The sequence below is a fragment of the Campylobacter sp. RM16704 genome, from assembly GCF_000816245.1.
GTDB lineage: Bacteria > Campylobacterota > Campylobacteria > Campylobacterales > Campylobacteraceae > Campylobacter_D.
Genome location: NZ_CP007769.1, coordinates 900,672 through 922,729, shown reverse-complemented (window position 1 = coordinate 922,729; position 22,058 = coordinate 900,672). Strand labels below are relative to the sequence as shown.

At 26.9% G+C, this 22,058-nt stretch carries 27 protein-coding genes; 17 read left to right on the top strand and 10 right to left on the bottom strand.

Features of this window, described 5'->3' with window-relative positions; translation table 11 throughout:
- Window positions 1-12 precede the first annotated feature (12 nt).
- Window positions 13-504, top strand: a complete 492-nt coding sequence (cetC, locus tag CAQ16704_RS04775; RefSeq protein WP_039667118.1) for an energy taxis response protein CetC — start codon at window positions 13-15, stop codon at window positions 502-504.
- 15 nt (window positions 505-519) lie between these two features.
- Window positions 520-1,893 carry an MCP-domain energy taxis signal transduction protein gene (locus CAQ16704_RS08540; protein WP_039667117.1) on the top strand — a complete coding sequence of 458 codons (1,374 nt, stop codon included), beginning with the start codon at window positions 520-522 and terminating at the stop codon, window positions 1,891-1,893.
- A gap of 15 nt (window positions 1,894-1,908) precedes the next feature.
- Here the strand turns inward: CAQ16704_RS08540 and lon are convergent, their stop codons facing one another.
- The gene (gene lon, locus CAQ16704_RS04765) at window positions 1,909-4,287 is read right to left on the bottom strand and encodes an endopeptidase La (RefSeq protein ID WP_039667116.1); all 2,379 of its coding nucleotides are present in this window, start codon (window positions 4,285-4,287) and stop codon (window positions 1,909-1,911) included.
- On the bottom strand, window positions 4,287-4,940 hold the full coding sequence (gene bamD, locus CAQ16704_RS04760) for an outer membrane protein assembly factor BamD (protein WP_039667115.1): 654 nt from the start codon (window positions 4,938-4,940) through the stop codon (window positions 4,287-4,289). Before bamD ends, lon begins: the two co-directional genes overlap by 1 nt.
- Window positions 4,941-5,116: 176 nt before the next feature.
- Between bamD and fliW the strand changes: the two genes are divergently transcribed.
- Genes fliW through CAQ16704_RS04735 form a run of 5 tightly spaced genes read left to right on the top strand, consistent with a single transcriptional unit; the run spans window position 5,117 to window position 7,673 of the window.
- Window positions 5,117-5,512: a flagellar assembly protein FliW gene (fliW, locus tag CAQ16704_RS04755; RefSeq protein WP_039667114.1), complete on the top strand. Its 396-nt coding sequence runs from the start codon at window positions 5,117-5,119 to the stop codon at window positions 5,510-5,512.
- Window positions 5,512-6,240 carry a pyrroline-5-carboxylate reductase gene (locus CAQ16704_RS04750; protein WP_039667113.1) on the top strand — a complete coding sequence of 243 codons (729 nt, stop codon included), beginning with the start codon at window positions 5,512-5,514 and terminating at the stop codon, window positions 6,238-6,240. Before fliW ends, CAQ16704_RS04750 begins: the two co-directional genes overlap by 1 nt.
- Window positions 6,237-6,533, top strand: coding sequence for a hypothetical protein (locus CAQ16704_RS04745; RefSeq protein ID WP_039667112.1), 297 nt, complete (start codon window positions 6,237-6,239; stop codon window positions 6,531-6,533). The genes CAQ16704_RS04750 and CAQ16704_RS04745 overlap by 4 nt, the downstream gene beginning before the upstream one ends.
- A complete protein-coding gene (locus tag CAQ16704_RS04740) occupies window positions 6,517-7,248 on the top strand; it encodes a type II secretion system protein (protein ID WP_039667111.1) in 732 nt (243 codons plus the stop codon). Before CAQ16704_RS04745 ends, CAQ16704_RS04740 begins: the two co-directional genes overlap by 17 nt.
- Window positions 7,245-7,673, top strand: coding sequence for a hypothetical protein (locus CAQ16704_RS04735; RefSeq protein WP_039667110.1), 429 nt, complete (start codon window positions 7,245-7,247; stop codon window positions 7,671-7,673). Before CAQ16704_RS04740 ends, CAQ16704_RS04735 begins: the two co-directional genes overlap by 4 nt.
- Here CAQ16704_RS04735 and CAQ16704_RS04730 read toward each other — a convergent pair.
- From CAQ16704_RS04730 to CAQ16704_RS04705, 6 genes are all read right to left on the bottom strand, one after another.
- Complete coding sequence (locus CAQ16704_RS04730) at window positions 7,649-8,290, bottom strand: MarC family protein (protein WP_039667109.1); 642 nt, start codon at window positions 8,288-8,290, stop codon at window positions 7,649-7,651. The genes CAQ16704_RS04735 and CAQ16704_RS04730 overlap by 25 nt on opposite strands.
- 59 nt (window positions 8,291-8,349) lie before the next feature.
- Window positions 8,350-8,610 carry a 30S ribosomal protein S18 gene (rpsR, locus tag CAQ16704_RS04725; protein WP_039618521.1) on the bottom strand — a complete coding sequence of 87 codons (261 nt, stop codon included), beginning with the start codon at window positions 8,608-8,610 and terminating at the stop codon, window positions 8,350-8,352.
- Between the two features lie 11 nt (window positions 8,611-8,621).
- Complete coding sequence (locus CAQ16704_RS04720; RefSeq protein ID WP_039667108.1) at window positions 8,622-9,149, bottom strand: single-stranded DNA-binding protein; 528 nt, start codon at window positions 9,147-9,149, stop codon at window positions 8,622-8,624.
- A gap of 1 nt (window position 9,150) precedes the next feature.
- Window positions 9,151-9,525, bottom strand: coding sequence for a 30S ribosomal protein S6 (gene rpsF / locus CAQ16704_RS04715; RefSeq protein ID WP_039667107.1), 375 nt, complete (start codon window positions 9,523-9,525; stop codon window positions 9,151-9,153).
- Between the two features lie 85 nt (window positions 9,526-9,610).
- Complete coding sequence (gene holA / locus CAQ16704_RS04710; RefSeq protein ID WP_039667106.1) at window positions 9,611-10,576, bottom strand: DNA polymerase III subunit delta; 966 nt, start codon at window positions 10,574-10,576, stop codon at window positions 9,611-9,613.
- A complete protein-coding gene (locus tag CAQ16704_RS04705; RefSeq protein WP_039667105.1) occupies window positions 10,569-12,509 on the bottom strand; it encodes an RNB domain-containing ribonuclease in 1,941 nt (646 codons plus the stop codon). Before CAQ16704_RS04705 ends, holA begins: the two co-directional genes overlap by 8 nt.
- Before the next feature lie 105 nt (window positions 12,510-12,614).
- On the opposite strand from CAQ16704_RS04705, the gene ilvC reads away from it, so the two are divergent.
- Genes ilvC through CAQ16704_RS04680 form a run of 5 tightly spaced genes read left to right on the top strand, consistent with a single transcriptional unit; the run spans window position 12,615 to window position 16,705 of the window.
- Window positions 12,615-13,637 carry a ketol-acid reductoisomerase gene (ilvC, locus tag CAQ16704_RS04700; RefSeq protein ID WP_039667104.1) on the top strand — a complete coding sequence of 341 codons (1,023 nt, stop codon included), beginning with the start codon at window positions 12,615-12,617 and terminating at the stop codon, window positions 13,635-13,637.
- A 1-nt stretch (window position 13,638) separates the two neighbouring features.
- Window positions 13,639-14,688, top strand: coding sequence for a divergent polysaccharide deacetylase family protein (locus CAQ16704_RS04695; protein WP_148308476.1), 1,050 nt, complete (start codon window positions 13,639-13,641; stop codon window positions 14,686-14,688).
- The gene (locus CAQ16704_RS04690; protein WP_039667103.1) at window positions 14,675-15,442 is read left to right on the top strand and encodes a DNA-processing protein DprA; all 768 of its coding nucleotides are present in this window, start codon (window positions 14,675-14,677) and stop codon (window positions 15,440-15,442) included. The genes CAQ16704_RS04695 and CAQ16704_RS04690 overlap by 14 nt, the downstream gene beginning before the upstream one ends.
- Entirely contained in the window at window positions 15,439-15,825 is a 387-nt protein-coding gene (gene ruvX, locus CAQ16704_RS04685) for a Holliday junction resolvase RuvX (RefSeq protein ID WP_039667102.1), read from the top strand. Before CAQ16704_RS04690 ends, ruvX begins: the two co-directional genes overlap by 4 nt.
- Window positions 15,812-16,705, top strand: a complete 894-nt coding sequence (locus tag CAQ16704_RS04680; RefSeq protein WP_052245004.1) for an RsmB/NOP family class I SAM-dependent RNA methyltransferase — start codon at window positions 15,812-15,814, stop codon at window positions 16,703-16,705. Before ruvX ends, CAQ16704_RS04680 begins: the two co-directional genes overlap by 14 nt.
- Window positions 16,706-16,909: 204 nt before the next feature.
- Here CAQ16704_RS04680 and rpsO read toward each other — a convergent pair whose 3' ends face one another.
- Window positions 16,910-17,182 carry a 30S ribosomal protein S15 gene (gene rpsO / locus CAQ16704_RS04675; RefSeq protein WP_039667101.1) on the bottom strand — a complete coding sequence of 91 codons (273 nt, stop codon included), beginning with the start codon at window positions 17,180-17,182 and terminating at the stop codon, window positions 16,910-16,912.
- A gap of 214 nt (window positions 17,183-17,396) precedes the next feature.
- Between rpsO and CAQ16704_RS04670 the strand changes: the two genes are divergently transcribed.
- The 5 genes from CAQ16704_RS04670 to CAQ16704_RS04650 are packed head-to-tail and all read left to right on the top strand — an operon-like array spanning window position 17,397 to window position 21,864.
- Window positions 17,397-17,801 carry an Rrf2 family transcriptional regulator gene (locus tag CAQ16704_RS04670; RefSeq protein ID WP_039667100.1) on the top strand — a complete coding sequence of 135 codons (405 nt, stop codon included), beginning with the start codon at window positions 17,397-17,399 and terminating at the stop codon, window positions 17,799-17,801.
- Window positions 17,794-19,953, top strand: coding sequence for a flagellar biosynthesis protein FlhA (gene flhA / locus CAQ16704_RS04665; RefSeq protein ID WP_039667099.1), 2,160 nt, complete (start codon window positions 17,794-17,796; stop codon window positions 19,951-19,953). The genes CAQ16704_RS04670 and flhA overlap by 8 nt, the downstream gene beginning before the upstream one ends.
- A 9-nt stretch (window positions 19,954-19,962) precedes the next feature.
- The gene (locus CAQ16704_RS04660) at window positions 19,963-21,021 is read left to right on the top strand and encodes a DHH family phosphoesterase (protein WP_039667098.1); all 1,059 of its coding nucleotides are present in this window, start codon (window positions 19,963-19,965) and stop codon (window positions 21,019-21,021) included.
- Window positions 20,999-21,235 (top strand): hypothetical protein, encoded by a 237-nt coding sequence (locus tag CAQ16704_RS04655; RefSeq protein ID WP_039667097.1) that lies wholly within the window; start codon window positions 20,999-21,001, stop codon window positions 21,233-21,235. Before CAQ16704_RS04660 ends, CAQ16704_RS04655 begins: the two co-directional genes overlap by 23 nt.
- Entirely contained in the window at window positions 21,232-21,864 is a 633-nt protein-coding gene (locus CAQ16704_RS04650) for a hypothetical protein (protein WP_039667096.1), read from the top strand. Before CAQ16704_RS04655 ends, CAQ16704_RS04650 begins: the two co-directional genes overlap by 4 nt.
- Here the strand turns inward: CAQ16704_RS04650 and CAQ16704_RS08520 are convergent.
- A complete protein-coding gene (locus tag CAQ16704_RS08520; RefSeq protein ID WP_256375726.1) occupies window positions 21,853-21,984 on the bottom strand; it encodes a hypothetical protein in 132 nt (43 codons plus the stop codon). The genes CAQ16704_RS04650 and CAQ16704_RS08520 overlap by 12 nt on opposite strands.
- Window positions 21,985-22,058 lie beyond the last annotated feature (74 nt).

The following is a 22,058-nucleotide window of genomic DNA, read 5'->3' as shown; positions in this document are numbered from 1 at the left end:
CTAAGGAAAAATATGTCAAAAGAAAAAATTCTAGATCCAAATACACTAATAACTTCTAAAACAGATTTAAAAGGTAATATAATTTATGCAAATGATGATTTTTTAAAGTATGCTGGATACAAGATGGAAGAAATTTTATACAAACCCCATAATATAGTACGTCATCCTGATATGCCAAGAACTGTTTTTAAATGTTTGTGGGATTATATACAAGATGGAAGAGAAATTTTTGCTTTTGTGAAAAATAAAACTAAACAAAATGATTATTATTGGGTTTTTACAAATGTTACAGCTTCATTTGATGAACAAGGAAGTATTATAAATTATTATTCAGTAAGAAGAAAACCAAAAAGCGAAGCTATATCAACTATAGAGCAAGTTTATAAAATTCTTTTAGAAGTTGAACAAAAAAAAGGAATAAAAGCAGGTATTGATGAGCTTATGAATATAGTAAATTCTTACGGTATGAATTATAATCAATTAATTTTAGAACTTCAAAAATAAAAATAGGAATAAATAATGAATAAAGTATTATATGGTGGAATTATTTTAAGTGTTTTAGCAATAATCAGTGCTTTATGTTTTCAAGAGTATTTTTCGATAGGTTTTTTTGTGTTTTTATTGATATTACTCGCGGTACTGGTTCATTGCAACAAAGTTGATGAACAATTTATAGATAAAATTTTAACTTTTAGCAAAGAACTTAAAAATGGAAATTTTGATGGACGTGTTGTTTATATTAAAAGTGGTAATAAAAAATTAAAAGAAATCGCAGATAATTTAAATAACACAATAGATGGTTTAGAAGCTTATTTAAGAGAAATTAACACATCTATTGCATGTTCGCAAAAAGGAGAGTATTATAGAAGAGCAATCTCTGAAGGCTTAAAAGGGATTTTTGTTCATAATATAAAATTTATTAATAAATCTTTAGATGATATAGAAAAGACTGGAAAATCTGTGTTTAAAAACGCATTATCTAGAGAATTAATGGATTTAAGTTTAAATAGTCAAAATAAAAATTTAAATGACTTGTCTATTTCTTTGAATAAAATTATTAAACTAATGAGGGAAGTTTTTGGAGATATTAAGATTATTTCAGATACTGCACAAAAAAATGGAATAGAAATAGGAGGTTTACAGGAGTCGATATCAACCATGATGCAAGTAGCCGATGAAAGCAAAAATGCAGTAAATGCTTTTGCGTCTAATGCTCAAAATGTTAATTCTATCGTTAGCGTAATTAAAGATATAGCCGAACAAACCAATCTTCTTGCTTTGAATGCCGCTATAGAAGCTGCACGTGCCGGAGAATACGGACGTGGTTTTGCTGTGGTTGCTGATGAAGTTAGAAAACTTGCTGAAAAAACCCAAAAAGCAACAGGCGAAATTACCTTGGCAATTCAAGTTATGAATCAAGAAATAGGTTCTATTCAGGAAAATAGTGAAAAAGTTTATAATATAGCAAATTCTTCAGATGGTAAAATTATTGATTTTAGTAAAGCATTTGGATATTTAGAAGAAAAAAGCATCCATTTGGGTAAAGAATTTGTAAATTTTGCTTCTGATTTAACTCTTTCTGCAATGAAAATTGATCATATATTATACAAATCGGATGTTTACTTAACGTTAAATGGCTCTCAAGATAAATTACAAAATTTAGATCCAATTTCTACTCTATGTAAAGATGAAGATGCAAAAAGTATATTTTGCCCTTTAATTTCACAAAATGAAATGGAGGTTGCTAGCAATAATATGCAAACAGCAGCCAATAAAGCTGTAGAAATTTCTAAAAAGGAAAATATTTCAAAAGAAGACTATGATTCTATTATAAATGATATTAGCAATTTAGAAAAAGAAAGCGTAAGAATTATGGATAGACTTGAAGCTTAAAAGCACTTCAAGTCTTCATATAAGAGCAATTTTTAAAACTTCTTTTAATGTTTTGACACCTGTAATTTTTACATTTTTTATTACTTCTTCTGGAATGTCTTTTAAGTCTCTTTCGTAATTTTTATATGGAATGATAGCAGTTTTAATATCGGCTTTGTAAGCGGCAATTAACTTTTCTTTTAATCCACCTATTGGTAAAACATTTCCCATCAAATCGATTTCACCAGTCATAGCAACATCTGATCTTACTTTTTTATTGCTAAAAATAGAAGCTATAGCTGTCGAAATTGTAATGCCAGCACTTGGACCATCTTTAGGTGTAGCACCATCTGGAACATGAATGTGTAAATTATATTGGTTATAAATACTTTCATCGGTTTTATAGTAGAGATTTTTAGGACTTTTTATTTGTTCTTGATCAATTAGATTTTTTATAAGACTATGGGCAATTTTAGCTGATTCTTTCATTACATCACCTAAGCTTCCTGTAAGAGTTAATTCTCCCTTGCCTTTTATTTTAATAATCTCTATTTTAAGCACATCTCCACCCACTGCTGTCCATGCTAGTCCATTAACTTGACCAATTTTATTTTCTTTTTCGTGTTTTTCTATTTCAAAAACTTTTTTATTTAGATAATCTTTCAGATTTTTAGCATTAATTTTAATGTTTTTAACATCTTCTTTCAATAAAAGTTGTTTAACACATTTTCTACAAACTTCTGCAATTTTTCTTCTTAAATTTCTTACACCTGATTCTCTTGTATATTCATTGATAATTAATTCTATAGCTTCGTTGCTGAAATTAATCTCATCTTTTTTTAAACCATGTTTTTTTATTTCATCTGGTATAAGATAATTTTTTGCAATTTGAAATTTCTCTTGAGGAGTATAAGAGCTAAGCTCTATAAATTCCATTCTGTCTTTTAAAGCAGGAGGAATTAAACTTACATCATTTGCAGTTGCTATGAAAATTATTTTACTTAAATCAATATTAAAATTTAAATAATAATCCCTAAATTTAGTATTTTGTTCTGGATCTAAAATTTCTAGTAAAACAGCACTTGGATCACCTCTGTGGTTACGACTTAGTTTATCAATTTCATCTAATACAACTACTGGATTACTTTGTTTTGCTTCGATAAGCCCTTGTATAATTCTTCCTGGCATAGCTCCTATATAGGTTCTTCTATGTCCTCTTAATTCATTAACATCTTCTAAACCACCTAAGGCTATACGTACTAATTCTCTTTTTAATGCCTTTGCAACTGAATTTGCTAAAGAAGTTTTGCCAACACCAGGAGGACCAACTAGACATAAAATAACTTTAGCACCATCTCTATCTTTAATTTTACGCTTTTCTAAAAGTTCTTTAACTGCAAAATATTCCTCTATGCGTTCTTTAGGTTTTTCTAATGCATAATGATCGTTATTTAATTGTAAAGATACATCTTTTAAATTAAGTTTTTTCTTAGATAAATATTCAAAAGGTATATCCAATACTGTTTCTATATAAGTTTGCACCATTGAAGCTTCTGAGTTATCTTGATGAATTCTTTCATACTTTTGAATTTGTTTTTTAATTTCTTTGTAAGCATCTTCATACATAAAAGCTTTTTTCTTTTCTAGTTTTTTATTGTATTCCTCAACTTCGCTTTCTTTTTGTATATCGCCTCCAAGCTCTCTTTGAATTTGTTTAAGTTGTTCTTTTAAGAAGTACTCTTTGTTGACTTTATCTATTTTTGAATGAACTTTATTTTTAATTTCTTTTTGAATTTTATTAGCCTCAATTTCTTTAGCTAAATAATCAATTAAATTTAGAAGTTTAGTTTCTAAATTTGTTTCAATAAAAAATTCATAAGCTTGCTCTTTTTTAATTTTTACAGAATTTAATATTAAATCACAAATTCTATTAGGTTCAACATCTTCTTCTATAGTTCTTAAAAGATCTGGTGGAAAATAATGGCTTACTGTGGATAAAGCTTTAGTCTTTTCTCTTAGTACTTCTAAAATAGCTTCTTTTTTTGTGCTACATATTGGCTCTTGATAGATTAAATCAACTAAAGCAAATAAAGGCTCATCAGAAATTTTTTCCACTATTTTTGCTTTTGCATAACCTTGAAATAAAATTTTTATTCTACCATCAGGAAGTGGAACTTTTCTCATTATGGTCCCTATTACTCCACAATCATAAATGTCATCAAAGTTACGGCCACCTTCTATTTTAGAGGGTGCCACAAAAATCATGCTATCATTTTGTAAAGCAGTATCTAATGCTTTAATATTTTGCATATCATTTAAAAAAATAGGAGTAATCATAAAAGGATATAAAAATAATTCATCTTCCACAAGAATAGGAAGTTTTGTTGGATAATTTTGCATATTTTCTAGTTTCATTATATTATGCCTTCTTCAAATATTTTTCTATACCATGGAAGTTCTGGTTTGATCATATCAATTTTATTAAAATCAGAATTTTCTATTTTTTCCTTATAAATTTCATAACTTTGTTCTCTATTCTTTTTTTTATATAACTCGGCTATGCTTATATCAAGATAAAATACCGCAAGGTTAAATTTAGTAAGCATGGTATCTATTAAATCATTGTATTGAACATTAGGATAATTTTGATTATACTCTTTGATCTCTTCTATGGTTTTAAGCATAAGTGCTTGATTGCGATTTGGAACAGCAAAAGAATCAAATTTGGCTTTAATCTTTAAATATCTAATATATGCAATATTTTGGGAATCTCCAAATTTATTTAAATACTCATCTAAATAAAAGTTAGCCATTTCATATTCTTCCTCACTTATATGAGCTTGTGCTAAAATAAGTAGAGTTTGTTCTAGTAGAGGATCTGCTGTATGTTCAGCAGCCATAGAAGTATAATGTTTGTCAGCTGCTTCGAGATTTTTTTCCTGTAAATCTTTTATGATTTGTTTATACCACTCCATAGAACTTAGATTGTATAAATCTTCTGTTTTTTTAGAGCTACAAGCTCCTAAAAATAAACTTACTATAAGTGAAAAAATAAAAAGTTTTTTCATATTGCTGCCTTGTAAAATTATATAAATTATAATTATAGTGTTTTATGTTTATGAAATTGTTAATTTTCAAAACTAAAATTATAATAAAAAAGCATTAATTGGAGAAAAAATAAAAATTGGAACCAATTTTGCTTTTTGTGTTGTAATTTCTTAGTCAATAGATTTTAGGAGGCAAAATGAATTTAGAAGTTAAATGTCCTATATTGGGATTTGAAGAAACAAAAAATATGAATTTTTACAAAATTGATGAAGTATTTTACAGACTTAAAAGTCTTGATGGAAAAGACTTCTCTTTTGTAATGATAGATCCTTATATGATTCGTCCTGATTATGATTTTGAAGTTCCTGATTATTATCAAGAATTGTTGGCATTAAATGAAAAAACTAATTTTGGTGTATATGTAATAGTTGCAATTAATGAACCATTGGAGGAATCTACTGTAAATTTCCTAGCACCAATTGTAATGAATTATGACAACAAATCTTTGGTGCAAGTGATTTTAGACACTGCAAAATATCCTAATTATTTTCAGTCTGAAAAGATTTCGGCTTTTATTAAACAAGCAAAATAATGTCTGAAATTTATATTTTAGGAAATGGTGCTATGGCTAGTGCTATAGCAAAAGGTTTGCAAGATGATTATAATGTTATTATAGTAGCTAGAGATATAAAAAAAACCAACCACTTGAATTTAAAAGTCGTATCTTATGATAATTTTGATTTAAAAGATAAAAATATTATTTTAGCTTTTAAGCCTTATGCGTTAAATGAAGTAGCTAATAAATTAAAAGGTAAAGCTAAATTTATTATTTCTGTTTTAGCAAATACTACTTTTGAACAATTACATTGTATTAAAGCACAAAATTATGCAAAAATTATGCCAAATATAGCTGCAGAATTTAAAGCTTCTACAACCCCTTATTTGATGGAAAAAAAAATATTTGAAAATGAAATTTTATCAATTATAAATACTTTTGGTAAGTCTTTTTTGCTTCAAAATGAAAAAGAATTTGATATTGCTATGATTTTAAGTGGTTGTGCTCCAGCGTTTTTAGCTATGGTAGCAGAAAGTTTAGCAAATGCAGGTGTTAGAAATGGACTTAAAAATGATTTAAGCTATGATTTAGCAAAAGCAACATTTGAAAGTTTTTCAACATTATTTGCTCATACACATCCTGCAATTATTAAAGAAAAAATATGTTCTCCTGCTGGAATTACTATAAAAGGAGTTGAGGCTTTGGAAAAAAGGGCTTTACGAGGTGCTTTTTTTGAAGCTTTTGAAGCAAGTGTAAGAAAATGAAACAAGCTTTCAGCCTCTTAGAGCTTGTTTTTTGCATAGTTATTTTATCTTTTGTTTTTGGATTTTATTATTTTATTTTTCTAAATTCTCCACAAAAGATTATAAAATTTAACCAACAACTTTTCGAAGAAGAAAAAGAACTTCTAAAAAAAAATAATAGTTACAAAAAAAGAGATATTGTTGTTAATGGATATATTTTACTTGAATATTCAAGTAATAAATTTAATATCAAATCCCTGCAAGCTAAAGATTTAACTTATATAAATGCATTTGGCAATGAAAAGAACTTTTAGTTTAATAGAACTTGTATTTAGCGTTGTTATATTAGGTGTATTATTTATACTTTTAAGTTCTCCAGTTGTACAAATTTATCAATATAGTTTTAAATCAAAAAAAACAAATGGTATTTTTTTTGATTTAAATCAAGCTTTGCTTAGTATAGAAAAAATTTATCAATCATGTGTTGATTTAAAATATACTAATAATTCTTTTGAATGTTATTTGAGTGCAAATGATGATATTTTTTATGATACTTCTTTAAAAAAATTAAATTTTAGTGGTATTATTTTAGAAAATGACAAAATGTTTTTTAGTCCTAAAAGCAATTTTTATACTATAGAAAATGGAATATCCAAAGGAATTTTTAGTAATTATAAAGATATGCATAGTATTAAAAAGCAAAAAATATATCCTAGTGATTTTTTATATATCTATAGTTTGAAAGAATCTAAAATATATAAATTTAAAATAAACAACGAAGATAAAGTTTCTTTTATCGATGAAAAAAAATTTACTGGATTATATAGTGTTATTTATGCTTATGTAAAAATATATTTTAAAAACGGAAGTATTTTTATTCAAATAGATGATTTAAATTATCATAAAAATGATTTTTTGCTTATAAAAGATGTTTCTAGATTTGAAATTGCAAAAGAAAACGAAATCCTTAGTGTGAAACTTTGTGAAGAAAATCAAAAAGAATGCTTAACTAAATGGATATTTATATGAAAAAATCTTTTGCTATGATTTATACAATATTTTTTATATTATTTATTTCTTTTATGTCTTTATTTATAATTAAACTTTCTTCTTACCCTCCTAGAATAATGAAAGATTTAATACTTTACACCCAAAGTAAAATTTTACTTTATGATTCTAAAGAACTCTCAAAATATTTTTTGTATCAAGCTCATTTAGAAGGTAAAGAATGTTTAGAATATGTTTATTTTGAGATTAATAATGCAAAAATTAAAATAGATTATGTTTACCCCTTAGGAGAATGTATAAACGAAAAATTTATCAAAAACTACGATAATGCTAAGTCTATAATTGCCGTAAATGTGAGTGTATTAACCAATGATAATACCAATGTTAATGAAGAAATATTTTTGCAAAAAAGTTTTTTTATCTATCCTAAATTAGATTGGATATAATTTTGAACTCCAACAGCTATCATTTTTACCCCCATTGCCATAATAAAAACTAAAGCTATACGAGAAAAAACATACAACACAAGTTTTCCTATAACTTTTTCAATAGTAGCTGAAAAATGAAATAATACAAATATAAAAGCAAATGTAAGTAATACAGAAACAATAGCTATGCTTAAATTATGATCTTCAGAAATAACTACAATAGTTGATAGTGTTCCAGGGCCTACAAGCATAGGAAAAGCCATAGGTACTATACTTTTTTTTAGCAATTCTTTATGATTTAAATCTTGATAGTGTTGAAATTGACTGCTTGAAGGCGTAAAAAGTAGGTTTTTAGTACTCATGATTATTAAAATTAAACCACCGGCAACTCTTAAATCATTAATATCAATTTTAAATAAATACTTCATAATAAAAGGACCAGTGAGTAAAAAAACTAAAACTATTCCAAAAGCTGTATAGATAATATTTCTAAAAAGTTTTTTTCTTTTATCAGCATCCAATCCTTCCGTCATAGCTAAAAATTGAGGCAGGTTGCCAAAAGGATTAAGTACTGCTACAATAGCAACAGAAGCAAGCAATATAATATAAATTTCAGATTCTATATCTGAAAACATAATTTTATAACCTCTTTATTTCCCAAGCACTTAATGCTTGGGGTTTAATTTATATTTAGTTATAGTCCTTCAAAAGGATTAGTAACAACTTCTTTTCTATCTACTATGTAAGGGATAAGTGCTACATGTCTAGCTCTTTTAATAGCGACCTCCACCATTTCTTGGTGTTTTTTACTAGTGCCTGTTAAACGGCGTGGCATGATTTTAAATCTTTCTGATAAAGCATGTTTTAATAATGCTGTATCTTTATAATCAATAAAATCCACTTTAGCTTCAGTATATTTACAATATTTGCGTGAGTATTTTCTTTTTTCTGCCATGATATTTTCCTTTAAAATGGTAATTCTGTATCATCATCATATTTATCTATATCAATTTCTTTCAAAGGTGCATCTTTTTGAGTGTTTTGATATGTATTTGATGAATTTGTTCTAGTTTGTACTTGAGCATAAGGGTCAAAACTTTGTTGTTGATTAAAATTTTGGTTATAACCATAATTTTGATTGTCAAAATTATTTTGCTGATTATTTTGTATAGCTGAACCTAGCATTTCTAAATTTTCAACTTGAATGCTATGTTTTGATCTATTTTGCCCATTTTGGTCAGTCCATTGCTCAAATCTTAGACGACCTTCGATCAGTATTTTACTGCCTTTTCCAAGGTATTGATTTGCAATTTCTGCTGTTCTACCAAAAAAACTAATGTCGATAAAGCAGGTTTCTTCTCTTTTTTCTCCTGTGTTTGCACTAAATCTTCTTGTTACTGCTATAGCAGAAGAGCCTATTGCACTACCTGATGGAGCATAACGCATCTCTATGTCCCTTGTAAGATTACCTACTAAAACGACTTTATTAAACATATTAGCCTTCCGTATTTTCGCTAACTTTTATTTCTTTTTTATTTTGTTTGATACCTTTGCTTAGTTTCTCCCAAGCAGCAATTTCCTTTTTATTTTCATATTTTACAATTAAAAATCTAATTATTTCTTCAGTGATTCTTAATATTCTTTCAAGCTCAGCAATTAAATTTGTAGGAGCTTTAAAGTATATCACAAAATAGGTTCCTCTTTCGTATTTTTTAATTTTATACGCAAGTTTTCTTGTTCCCATTGGAACTACGCTTTCTATTTGTGCATTATTTTTTGTAAGGACTTCTTTTACGAATTCCAACTTAGCACTTACTTCTTCTTCCGTAAGCGTTGGTTTTAATATGAATAAAACTTCATAGTGTTTCATTAATTCTCCTTGTGGATATAAAGCCTAATTTTTAGGCAAGGATTTTTGCAAAAATGCATTTTATTTTAACATAATTTTTCTTAATTTAACTTTTTAGTATAGAACTAATCTGTAATAGTGTAGCAACTAAAAATTCTTTTTTTTCTATTTTTGAATTTGTTTTTAGTTCATATTCACAATTACAAAGTGCTGTAAAAATGTTTTTATATTGTGGTATTTTTATCATAAAAGCTTGCTTTTGTAAATTTTGTGCCACAGAAATAGGTGGGGCATAGCCTAAAATTTCTTTTAAATCTAAATTTCCATAAACTTTTATATATAAAACTATTTTAAAAAGTCTTAAAAAATTCGCATATAAAGCGTTAATCAATGCAATTTCATTGTAATTATCTAATATATTTTCAAGATCTTTTCTTAAGTCTTTATTTTTCATAAGATTGTCAAAAAAACTTTCAAAACTAATAGTGCTTAAACTATAACAATGTTCTTGAATAATTTTTTCATCAATATTTAATCCGCTAAATTTATTTAATTCATTAGCCGCTAAGTATAAATTCTCATTAAAATTATAAAAGAGAGTAAAAAGTGCATTTTGTGTTATATCAATGTTTAATTCTTTAGCTTTTAAAGTCAATAATTCTATACCTTCTTTTGCTGAATTAACTTTATAAAATCTACAAAAATTATTATTAAAAATTTTTTCCACTTCATTTTGTTTGGAAATTTCATCATAAATTTCAAGTAAAAAATAATTATCTTGTGATTTTTGGCAAATTTCAACAAGTTGCTTGAGTTCTTTGTTTGGAATTTTCTTTTGGGTTTTAATTTCTAATAACTTTTTTTCACTAAATAATGAAGCACTAGATAAATAATCATATGCTTGTTTAAAATCATACTCTTCAAAATAAAATTTTAAACTTTCATCAAAAGAATATTTATCTTTAATAAATTTGGCATAAAGTTCTATCTGAAAATTATCTACTCCATAAAGTAAGAAAAAATTAGGAAAATTATCATTGTTAAGTAGGTTTTGAAGTTGATTTTTATACATTTTGACTTCTTTCTAAGTTAAAATGCTTAGTGATTTTGCCAAAAATTTTAGCACTAACAATATCTACTTCAGTAATTTCTACTTCCACATTTTCTAATAAATTTGCTCTTGAACCTACGACAGTAATCAAAGCTCCTTTAATATCATCATTTAATTTAACTTGCAATGAACTTTGATTTTCTATCACTAAAGCTTTAAATTTTTTTCCTATATTATATTTTGCCCATCTTGCAAATTTTCTATCTATAAAATACCATGCTACTTTATCTGCTTCTCTTTCTAGTAAACTTAATTCTTCACAAGTGCTTTGTATATTTAAAAGCAAATAATTAAACATTTTTTCATCATTGTTGATTTTAGCTTTTAAAAGTCTATGTAAAATAAGATCAGAATATCTTCTAATAGGGCTTGTAAAATGAGTATATCTATCAAAACCTAAGCCAAAATGTCCAGCATTTTCACTAGAGTATTCTGCTTTTTTTTGTGCTTTTATGATGAGTTTGTCTACTTCTTCTCTTATATTTAGCTCATTTGCCAAGACTTGAATATCTTTGAATAGTTCTATAACATTATTTTTAGGATTTATATCTATACTAAGAGTAGATAAATCAGAAAGTAGTTGATTGATTTTTTTATAATCAGGGCTTAAATGGTTTCTAAAAACTCCTACATCTATAAGTTTAGCTGCAGCTTTATTTGCTAAAAGCATACAATCTTCTATCAGATTATGTGAAGCTGTATCGCTTTCAAGGCGTGTTTGAATAAGTCTGTTGTTTTCATCTAAACTCATTCTAAGCTCTTGAGTTTTAAATTCACATGCATTTTTCAAGCGTTTTTTGCGTAAATTTTGGGTAATTTTAAAAGCATCATAAAGCCAATCAATTACTCCCAAATCTTCATGATTTTGTAAATACTTATCAACTTCATCATAGTTAAAACGGCGTTTTGAGTTAATGATAGCCTCAAAAAGTTCTTCTTTAATTACTTCATTATTTTTATCTAAGCTTATTTTAAAGCAAAATGCTAGTCTGTCTTCATTAGGTTTTAGTGAGCAAATATTTTCACTTAAAGCTCTTGGTAGCATAGGTATAGCAATATGTGGAAAATAGATAGAAAATCCTCTTGATCTTGCTTCTTTATCAATGGCACTATATGCGTGTACATAAGTACTTACATCAGCTATAGCTATATAAATAGCATGTTCATTTTTATCGTAATAAATTGCATCATCAAAATCTTTTGCATCAACTGGATCAATGGTGCAAAAATTTAAATTTCTAATATCTTTTCTTGAAGGATACATACTTGCATCAACTTCATTTCCATAAGCTCTTGCTTCATTCTCACATAAAGTGTCAAAAACTGCATTTTTATTAAAAAGTGCTAAAGAGATTTTTTCATCTACAAATTCATCATCAATGTGTCCTATTACTTCTGTGATATTATTATCATGATTTTCTATTTTTAAAATAGTTCCCAAAGGTAAAGCCTTTAAAGATTTTTGAGAAGCTTTTAAAGCACATGTTAAACCTGTTTGTATATTAACTCCAAGTACAACCTCACCATATTTTTTAGTTATAACCAAAGAAGTTTCATGAGCTCTTTTGAGTATTAAAATAACTTTAGCATTTGGACGCTTTTTTTTAAGAGGGAGTAATTTTGCTACAACTATATCAGCATAATTTGCTCCTTTTAAATTTTTATTTTCTATGAGCAAGTCACGCTTAAGAGTATGATCAAAACTTTCTAAAAATCCTGTTCCATTAGATGAAATATCAATTTTACCAAAAGTAAAACCATCTTTTAAATAGTATTTGTTTTTATAAAATTTAACAATATCACAAGTTAATAATTCTCTAATGATTTGCTTATTTTTATTGGTAATTTCATTGGCATTTAGACCATAGCTTAGTTGATTAAATAATTCTTTCATAATACTCTTTAAAATGATTTAAAACTTAAATTTTATCATAAAAGGATTAAATTTATATTTTTTGGTTATAATCTTTGCTTTAATTCAAAATTATAGGAGTATATAATGGCTGTTTCTATTTATTATGATAAAGATTGTGATATCAATTTAATAAAGTCAAAAAAAGTAGCTATTATAGGTTTTGGCTCTCAAGGCCATGCTCATGCTATGAATTTAAGAGATAGTGGAGTAGAAGTAATTGTAGGTCTAAAAGAGGGTGGACAAAGTTGGGCAAAAGCTCAAAAAGCGAATTTTGTAGTAAAAAGTGTGAAAGAAGCTACCAAAGAAGCAGATTTGATTATGATTTTAGCTCCTGATGAAATTCAAAGTGAAATTTTTAATGAAGAAATAAAACCTGAATTAAAAACAGGTAAAACTTTGGCATTTGCACATGGTTTTAATATCCACTATGGACAAATTGTTGCTCCAGTAGGTATAGATGTGATCATGATAGCTCCTAAAGCTCCAGGACATACTGTAAGACATGAATTTAGCATAGGTGGTGGAACGCCTTGCTTAATTGCTATCCATCAAGATGAAAGTAAAAATGCAAAAAATTTAGCTTTAAGTTATGCTAGTGCTATAGGTGGTGGTAGAACGGGCATTATAGAAACAACTTTCAAAGCTGAAACTGAAACAGACTTATTTGGTGAACAAGCAGTACTTTGTGGGGGACTTAGTGCTTTAATCCAAGCAGGTTTTGAAACCTTGGTTGAAGCAGGGTATGAGCCTGAAATGGCTTATTTTGAGTGTTTACATGAAATGAAGTTGATTGTGGATTTGATTTATCAAGGTGGTATTGCTGATATGAGATATTCTGTTTCTAATACTGCTGAATATGGAGATTATATCACAGGGCCTAAGATTGTCACAAAAGAAACCAAAGAAGCTATGAAAAATGTTTTAAAAGATATACAAAATGGAAGTTTTGCTAAAGATTTTATCTTAGAAAGAAGAGCAAATTTTGCAAGAATGCATGCAGAGCGTAAATTAATGAATGACTCTTTGATAGAAAAAACAGGACGTGAACTTCGTGCTATGATGCCTTGGATTAGTGCTAAAAAATTAGTTGATAAAGATAAAAACTAATTTGAAAACTATAGATAAAAAATACAAAGTGCTTTTAGCACTTTGTCTTATTGTATTAGGAATTTTTCTTTTTGCTTTTGGAGCTTTATTTTTAAAAAAAGAAGAAAGTAAAATCTTAGAACACAATCAAACAACAGAAAAAAAAGAAGTTTTACCATTACTAGAGCAAAACAATGATCTTAATCTCAATGATATAAATTTCAGTTTGAAGGATGAAGAATTAGATTTTTTAGATAAAAACATTAGTGAAATTTTAAATTTAAAAAATATAAAAACCGATTTAAATCATACTAAAGAAGATAATAAAACTACAATTTTAGATTTTATTGAGTTAAATACAAGCAAAGACCAAAATATCACAAATATACAAAAAGATAATAATAAAACTAAAAGTATAGAAAAAAAATTAAAACCCCGTTTAGCTATTATTATAGATGATATGGCAAGTCATACTCATGTAGATATGCTTAAAAAAACCAATTTAAAACTAATACCATCATTTTTTCCACCTGATAAGAATCATCCTTACACAGCTGAATTTGCTAAAGATTTTGATTTTTTTATGGTTCATCTACCTTTAGCTGCTATAAATTACGATAAAGTAGAATTAAATACCTTACATCCTAGTGATAATACAAAAAAAATAACTCAACGAATTTTTTATATAAAAGAACAGTTTCCTAATGTTAAATTTATCAATAATCACACAGGTAGTTTATTTACAGCAGATAAAAGTGCTATGGAAAAGCTATTTGTAGCTTTTAAAGAAAATAAATTTATCTTTGTGGATTCAAGAACTATAGGAAATTCTAAGGCTAAAATTTTAGCAAATAAATTTAAACAACCATATATAGCAAGAGATGTATTTTTAGATAATGAAGATAATGTAACTTATATTAAAAATCAACTAAAACAAGCTATAAATGAGGCTAGAAAAAAAGGTTTTGCAATAGCCATAGGTCATCCAAGAGAAAAAACTTTTGAAGCTTTGGTTCAAAGTAAAGATTTGCTAAATTTAGTCGAACTTGTGTATTTAAATGAAATTTATTGAAAACATTGATGGTTTTGAAGGTCTTTTAGATCCACCTTCTAGGATTTATTATAAAGGCAATCTAGAGCTTTTAAGTACTAGAAAAGTTGCTATTATAGGCTCTAGAAAAATGAGCATTTATACTAAAAATTGTATTGTAGAACTAGTATCTTTATTAAAAAAAAATAATGTTTGTGTAGTAAGTGGTGGAGCTTTAGGGGTAGATATTCAGGCAGCAAAAATTGCCTATCCACAAACCATAGCTGTTTTTGCTAATGGACTTGATGAGATTTATCCAAAAGCTAACACTAATGATATTTTAAATATTTATAGAAATGCTTTAGCATTAAGTGAGAATGAGCCAAATTATAAAGCAAAACCTTATGATTTTTTACTAAGAAATAGACTTATTATAGCTTTAAGCGAAGTTGTTATAATAGCACAAGCGGATTTAAAAAGTGGATCTATGCAAAGTGCAAGACTTGCATTAGGTATGAATAAACCTATCTATGTTTTACCTCATAGAAAAAATGAAAGCGAAGGGACAAATTTGCTTTTAGCTACAAAAAAAGCAAATTTAATTCATAATTTTGAAGATTTTGTAAGTATGTTTGGAACAATTCATCAAGATCAAAAACAAGATGATTTATTAAATTTTTTAAAATACGAAGACAATCTAGAAAAGGTTTTACAAAAATTTGGTGATAGGGTTTATGAGTATGAGCTTGAAGGTTTAGTAGAAATTTTTGGGGTAAAAATAAGGGCTTGTTTGTGAAAACTTTAGCTTTAGATATTGGTTTAAAACGTATAGGATTAGCTTTGTGTATAAATAAAACTATAGCTATGCCACTTGATGCTGTTATAAGAAAAAATCGTAATCAAGCTGCAAATGAGATCAGAAAGTACATTAAAGAATATGATATAAATACTTTGGTTGTAGGGATTCCTATAGGTGGATCAGGTGAAGATGAAATGTGTAAAAGAATTAAACATTTTGTTTCTTTACTTGAGTTTGACAAAGAAATATTTTTTGTAGATGAAAGTTTTAGTTCTAAAAAAGCACAAGAATTTAAAATTGCAAATCTAAAGAAAAAAGATGGAAAACTTGATTCTTTAGCTGCGTATTTAATTTTAAAGGATTTTTATGGCCTTATTTGATTTAAATACAGCTTTAGATATGATTTATACAAAAGAACAAAAAGAACAAATTCTTCAAAGTTTTAAACAAGAAAAAAATGTAAATATTTTTAGAAATTCTTTGCTTATAGATAATGACAATTTAGAAGAGTTGTTAAAAAAAGAAACTATAGAATTTGAAAAAATTGACAAATACTGTTATAAAATTCCATATTTTTTTAAAGGTAAATTAAGCTCTATGAGTGCTTTTAATGAAGGAAAGTTTTATATTCAAAATTATTCTTCTTATTTATGTGCAAAAACCTTAGGTGTTAAAGCAGGAGAGAGTGTTTTGGATATGTGTGCAGCACCTGGTGGTAAAAGTCTAAATTTAGCCAATTTTATGCAAAATCAAGGTTATTTAGCAAGTTGTGAATTATCTAAAACTAGATTTTTTACTTTAAAAAATACCTTAGAAAATTACCAAGTTAAAATAGCAAAATGTTTTTTAAAAGATGCTTGCACCATAGGCAAGGTTTGCCCTTTAAAATTTGATAAGATTTTACTTGATGCACCTTGTTCGACTTTTTCAAAAATGGGTTTTGATATACAAAAAAATACTAAAGAAATTAAAAAAATTGTAAATTTACAAAAAAAATTACTTCATTCGGCATTACTGGCTTTAAAACATGATGGAGAATTAGTGTATAGTACTTGTACATTTTTAAGAGAAGAAAATGAAGAAGTTTTGGAAAATGCATTAAAAAATAAAAATTTTGAGCTAGAATTAGTTGATTTTGAATTAGATTATGTTGAATTTATTCAAGCAAAAAGTAATAAATTTAACTTGTCTTTTGCAAAAAGAGTTTTACCAAATAATTATGCCGATGGATTTTTTATTGCAAAAGTGAAAAAACATTAAAAATCAATAAATTTAAATGTGAAAAATATTTTTTAGCATAAACCTTAAAGTGCTATTTTTAGGTATCTATATCGTTAAATCACACTGTGAAACTCTTGTGAATAAAGATTTGAAATTTAGAAAACTTAAATTAAGAATAGAATAAAAAATCAAGATAAATAATGAAAAGAATATTTTAATCATAGAGATAAATAAGCATTTAGCTTATTTATCTCTTAAATTTAACTCATTGATTAATTTAGTATATATTTGGTAATCTTTTCTCTTAAGATATGATAAGAGTCTTTTTCTTTGACCAACAAGTTTTAAAAGCCCCAAACGAGAAGAAAAATCTTTTTTGTAAATTTTTAAGTGTTCTGTTAAATCTGAAATTCTCGCACTTAAAAGAGCGATTTGAACTTCTGGAGAACCTGTATCTCCTTCTTTTCTAGCAAATTTTGCAACAATTTCTGCTTTTTTAGCCGAATCTAAAGCCATAATAGACCTCCTGAGCGGTATTTAATTTTTTGAAAGGAAAATTATATCTAAAAAAACAAAAAATATGCTGAATTTTTAATTTAGATAAAATAAATGAATTTAATTTTTATCAAGACTTGTTTTGATATAATACCAAATATCTTTATGTAAAATATTTAATTATAACTTTAAATACTCATAAATTTGTAGAAATATTTTTAAGAAAGGAATAATTGTGTTATTTACAAAAGCTAGTGAATATGCTTTGTTATCTTTAATGTATATAGCAAAATCTCAAAAACCTCAAGACGTTGATACTATGTCAGTTGCTTTAGATATTCCAAAAAGTTTTTTAGCAAAAATTTTACAAGCTTTAGCTAAAGAAACACTTTTAAAATCCTACAAAGGCGCTAAGGGAGGATTTATATTAGTAAAAAAACCAAGTGAATATACTTTGAAAGAGATTATAAATAGCGTAGAAAAAAAATCTTTTAATGTTTTTGAATGTAGTAATGGAATTTGTCCTTCACAAAAAGAAGAAAATTGTAAAATAATGCCAATACTTGTAAAACTTCAAAATAAAATTGATGACTTTTTAGTTTCTATCACTTTAGAGGATATTATTCAAAATAATGGCTAAAAGAAATATTTTTACTTTGGTTTTACCTTGGATTGCACCGCTTATTGCGCCCATAGTAAAGGCAAAAAGCTTAACTATAGTAGCTGTTATTATAGCAATTTTGGCTATTATTATAGTTCCTTTGCCAAGTATAGTTTTAGATTTTTTTCTTGCTTTAAGTATAGCAATTTCAGTTTTAATTATTTTAATTTCCTTATATATACCAAAACCTACAGACTTAACAACTTTCCCAACTTTAATTTTAATAATCACTCTTTTTAGGCTTTCACTTAATATTGCTACAACGCGTATGATTTTAAGTGAAGGTCATCAAGGGCCAACCGCGGTAAGTGATATAATTGCCAGCTTTGGAGAATTTGTTGTTGGTGGAAACTATGTTATAGGTATGGTTGTTTTTTGTATTTTGGTTTTGATTAATTTTATGGTTGTAACCAAAGGTAGTACAAGGGTTTCTGAAGTTCAGGCAAGATTTACACTCGATGCTATGCCAGGTAAGCAAATGGCTATTGATGCAGATTTAAATGCAGGTTTGATTGATGAAAAAACTGCACGTGCAAGACGTCAAGAAATCATTGCCGAAGCAAATTTCTATGGAGCAATGGATGGTTCTTCTAAATTTATTAAAGGAGATGCTGTTGCTGGGATTATTATTACTATTGTAAATTTAATTGGTGGATTTATGATAGGATATTTTCAGCATGATATGGAGCTTGGACAATGTGCTTCAACTTATACTATATTAACGATAGGTGATGGACTTGTTTCTCAAATCCCCGGTCTTATAACTTCAACAGCAACTGCTATTATTATTACGCGTGCTAGTAAAGATGAAGATAATTTTGCTGAAGGTTCTATTAATCAACTTTTAGGAGAGTATAAAACTTTATTAATTGTAGGATTTATTTTGTTTATTTTTGCTTTGGTTCCTGGATTACCGCATTTTTCTTTAGGATTTATGGCTTTGGTATTTTTAGGGCTTGGTTATATTATAAAACAAGTTCAAGAGGGTAAAATTCAAATTAATACAATTTCTAGTAAAAAATCCCAAGAAGCTAATGAAGAAGACCAAGCTAAACCTCAAAAACGTAGCGAAGAAGAAATATTAAAAGAGGAAGAAAATAAAATTACTGATATTTTAAAATTAGAAATTCTAGAATTAGAATTAGGCTATGGACTCATAAAGTTAGCAGAGAGTGAATTAACAGAGCGTATTAGATCAACAAGACGAAACATAGCTCAAAGTTTAGGCTTTTTAATGCCTAAAATTAGAATTAGGGATAATTTACAATTAAAACCAAATGAATATACCTTCAAATTAAAAGGTGTAGGTATAGCTAGTGCTGAAATTTATCCTGATAAATATTTGGCTATGGATAGTGGTTTTATTACTGAACCTGTTGAGGGTATAGCTACTAAAGAACCTGCTTTTAATTCTGATGCTTTATGGATAGATGCTTCTTTGAAAGATGAAGCAACACTTAATGGCTATATAGTAATTGATCCTGCAAGTGTGATTTCAACCCATATGAGTGAGCTTATAAAAGCTAATGCTTCAGAACTTTTAACTAAACAAGAAGTACAAAATTTACTAGACAAGATTAAAAATGATTATCCTATTGTGGTAGATGATTGTTTAAGAGTTGCTAGTATAGGTTTAATTCAAAAAGTATTAAAAGCTTTACTTAAAGAACATATTCCTATAAAAGATATGCTTACAATTTTAGAATCCATTAGTGATATAGCTGAAGTTAGTAAGAGTTTGGATATGATTATAGAGCATGTAAGAGCTTCTTTAGCAAGGGTAATTACAAATTTATATGTAGATGAAAAAGGGCAAATTGGTTTTTATATCTTTGATGCAGCTGCAGCTGCTAAATTAATGGAGCATGTGCAATTTAAAGATGGTTCGTATCATTTGATGATAAATGTAGCTCAAACTGGTGCTTTAGTCGAGGCATTAAAGGCTGAACTTGCAAGTGTAGCAAATACAAGGATAAAACCTTTCTTGCTTTGTGTTGAACCACAGCTTAGAAAATTTATTGCTGATATTTGTTCAAATTTCGGTGTAAATATCACCGTGCTTAGTTTTGCAGAGATTGCAGAAAATACTAAATTTGAAACAGAAGGTATTATAAAAGTTGATGATTTATAAGGATAGAGCATGAAAATTTATCATCTTTCGCATACTGATTTAGATGGCTATGCTTGTCAGTATGTGGTGGATTTTTATTTTAAAAATTGTTATTTTTATAATTCTAACTATGGCAAAGAAATTAATGAAAATTTTAATGTGATTTTTAAAAATATAGAAGAAGAATTAAAAGAAAACCCTAATGAAGAATTTGTGATTTTAATTACAGATTTAAATTTGACTTTAAGTCAGTGTGAAGACTTTCAAAAAACCATAAAAGATAAAAAAATCAAACTTTTGCTTTTAGATCACCATCAAAGTGGTTTAGAATGTATGCAAAAATATCCTTGGTATTTTTTAGATGATAAAAGATGTGCTACTAAGATTGTTTATGATTTTTTTAGTAGATGTTATGGTAAAAATGAAGCTTTATCAGAATTTGTAGATGTAGTAAATGCAGTAGATATTTGGCTTAGTGAAGATGAAAATTTTGAACTTGGTAAAGTTTTACTTAGTATGGTTTCAGGTGCAAAAGAGATCAATAGAGTGATGTTTGCACAAGAGAATATAGAATATCTTTTTTATCTTTTTAGTGTTTCGAAAAATTATATTCATCAAAAAAATGCTCATATTAGCTTAGATGATGATTTACATGGTTTAAAAAAATCTTTTTTCAAAAAAGAAAATAATGACACCTTAAGCAATTTAATTTCTAAATTCGTAGTAGAAAGATTAAGTGCTAATAAGGAGACATTCAGTGTATATTATAAAGGGCAAAAGGGACTGCTTACCTCAAATATAGGTAATACTTCAGTAATTGGAAATGATTTTTTAATGCAAAATCCTGATTTTGATTTTTTTGTAGATATTAGTTCGAGAAAAACTTTAAGTTTTAGGGCAAATAATAAAATTGATGTGAGTTTAATGGCTAAAAATTTAGTCAATGGAGGAGGGCATAAAAATGCTAGTGGTGGCTTGTTTGCAGCATATAAAGACAGCTCTAATTATGATTTTATAAAAGCTCAATTTGTAGATTTAGTTAAAAGCAAAGAAATAAAGGAAAACAATGAAAGCAAATCACAATCTTAAAGAAGAAATAGAAAATTTACAATATGAATTAAGTATAGTTTTAGAGGCAATGCTTTTATTTGCTGGGGTAAAAAGAGCAAAATTAGAAAAAGCAATAGAAATATATATAGATTGTATTGATGAGGTTTGTTTAAATGTTCAAAAAGAAGGCGTTGATGAGATTTTAGAAGTAGTAGAATATTTAAAAAATCATCACAAAGATTTATTTGAATGAGATTTTTAGTTATAGCTTTTATAGGCATATTTGTCTATGCGAATATTTATGAAGACCTAAACGATTTTGCTTACAATAAGCAAAATACTCTTAATTTAAATGCAAATCAAGCTTTATTTTTAGAATATAAAAAAAACAAACAAGCTTGTGTAGATATAGTACTTGCTAAAGATAAGGTTTATGTGGTTAAAATTTATCCATTGTGTGAAAATTTAAACAAAAAAAGCCTAAATGAGTATTTAAATACGCAATTTATAAGTTTATACACTAAAGATTTATCAAAACTAAGAAGAGAAATCGCTGAAATTAAAAATATTATGCGTGATTTTATGATTTATTATACACTTAATCAATCTTTTACAAACGATATTAAAAAAATGAGTAAAAATGGCAAATTGCAAGTATATAATAAATTAGATGAAAAAAAAGGCGGAAAAATCCTTTATAAAATTAATAATAAAGCTTGCGTTATTTTTGATCTTTATTTAGATGAAAATTTGCAAGCTAGTATGCAAATAAGCGGAATGGAAAATTTAGATAAAGCTTGTATGGAATTAATCTCTTCACCTGAATTTAAAGATTTATCATTTAGCAAAAAAGATATGAGAAAGTATAAGTTAAAAAACTAACCTAAAGAATTTAAGACAATAAAGTTTTAAAATTCTACTTAAAGCCATTTTTTTTCTTGTTATATTACAAAATACATAATTATCCAAATCTTGTTTTTCTTGTATAGTGAGATTTTTCATTTTTGAACCTTTTTATATTACTGAGTGTAATTATATCATATTATTTTTCAATATAACTAAAAAAATGAATTTAT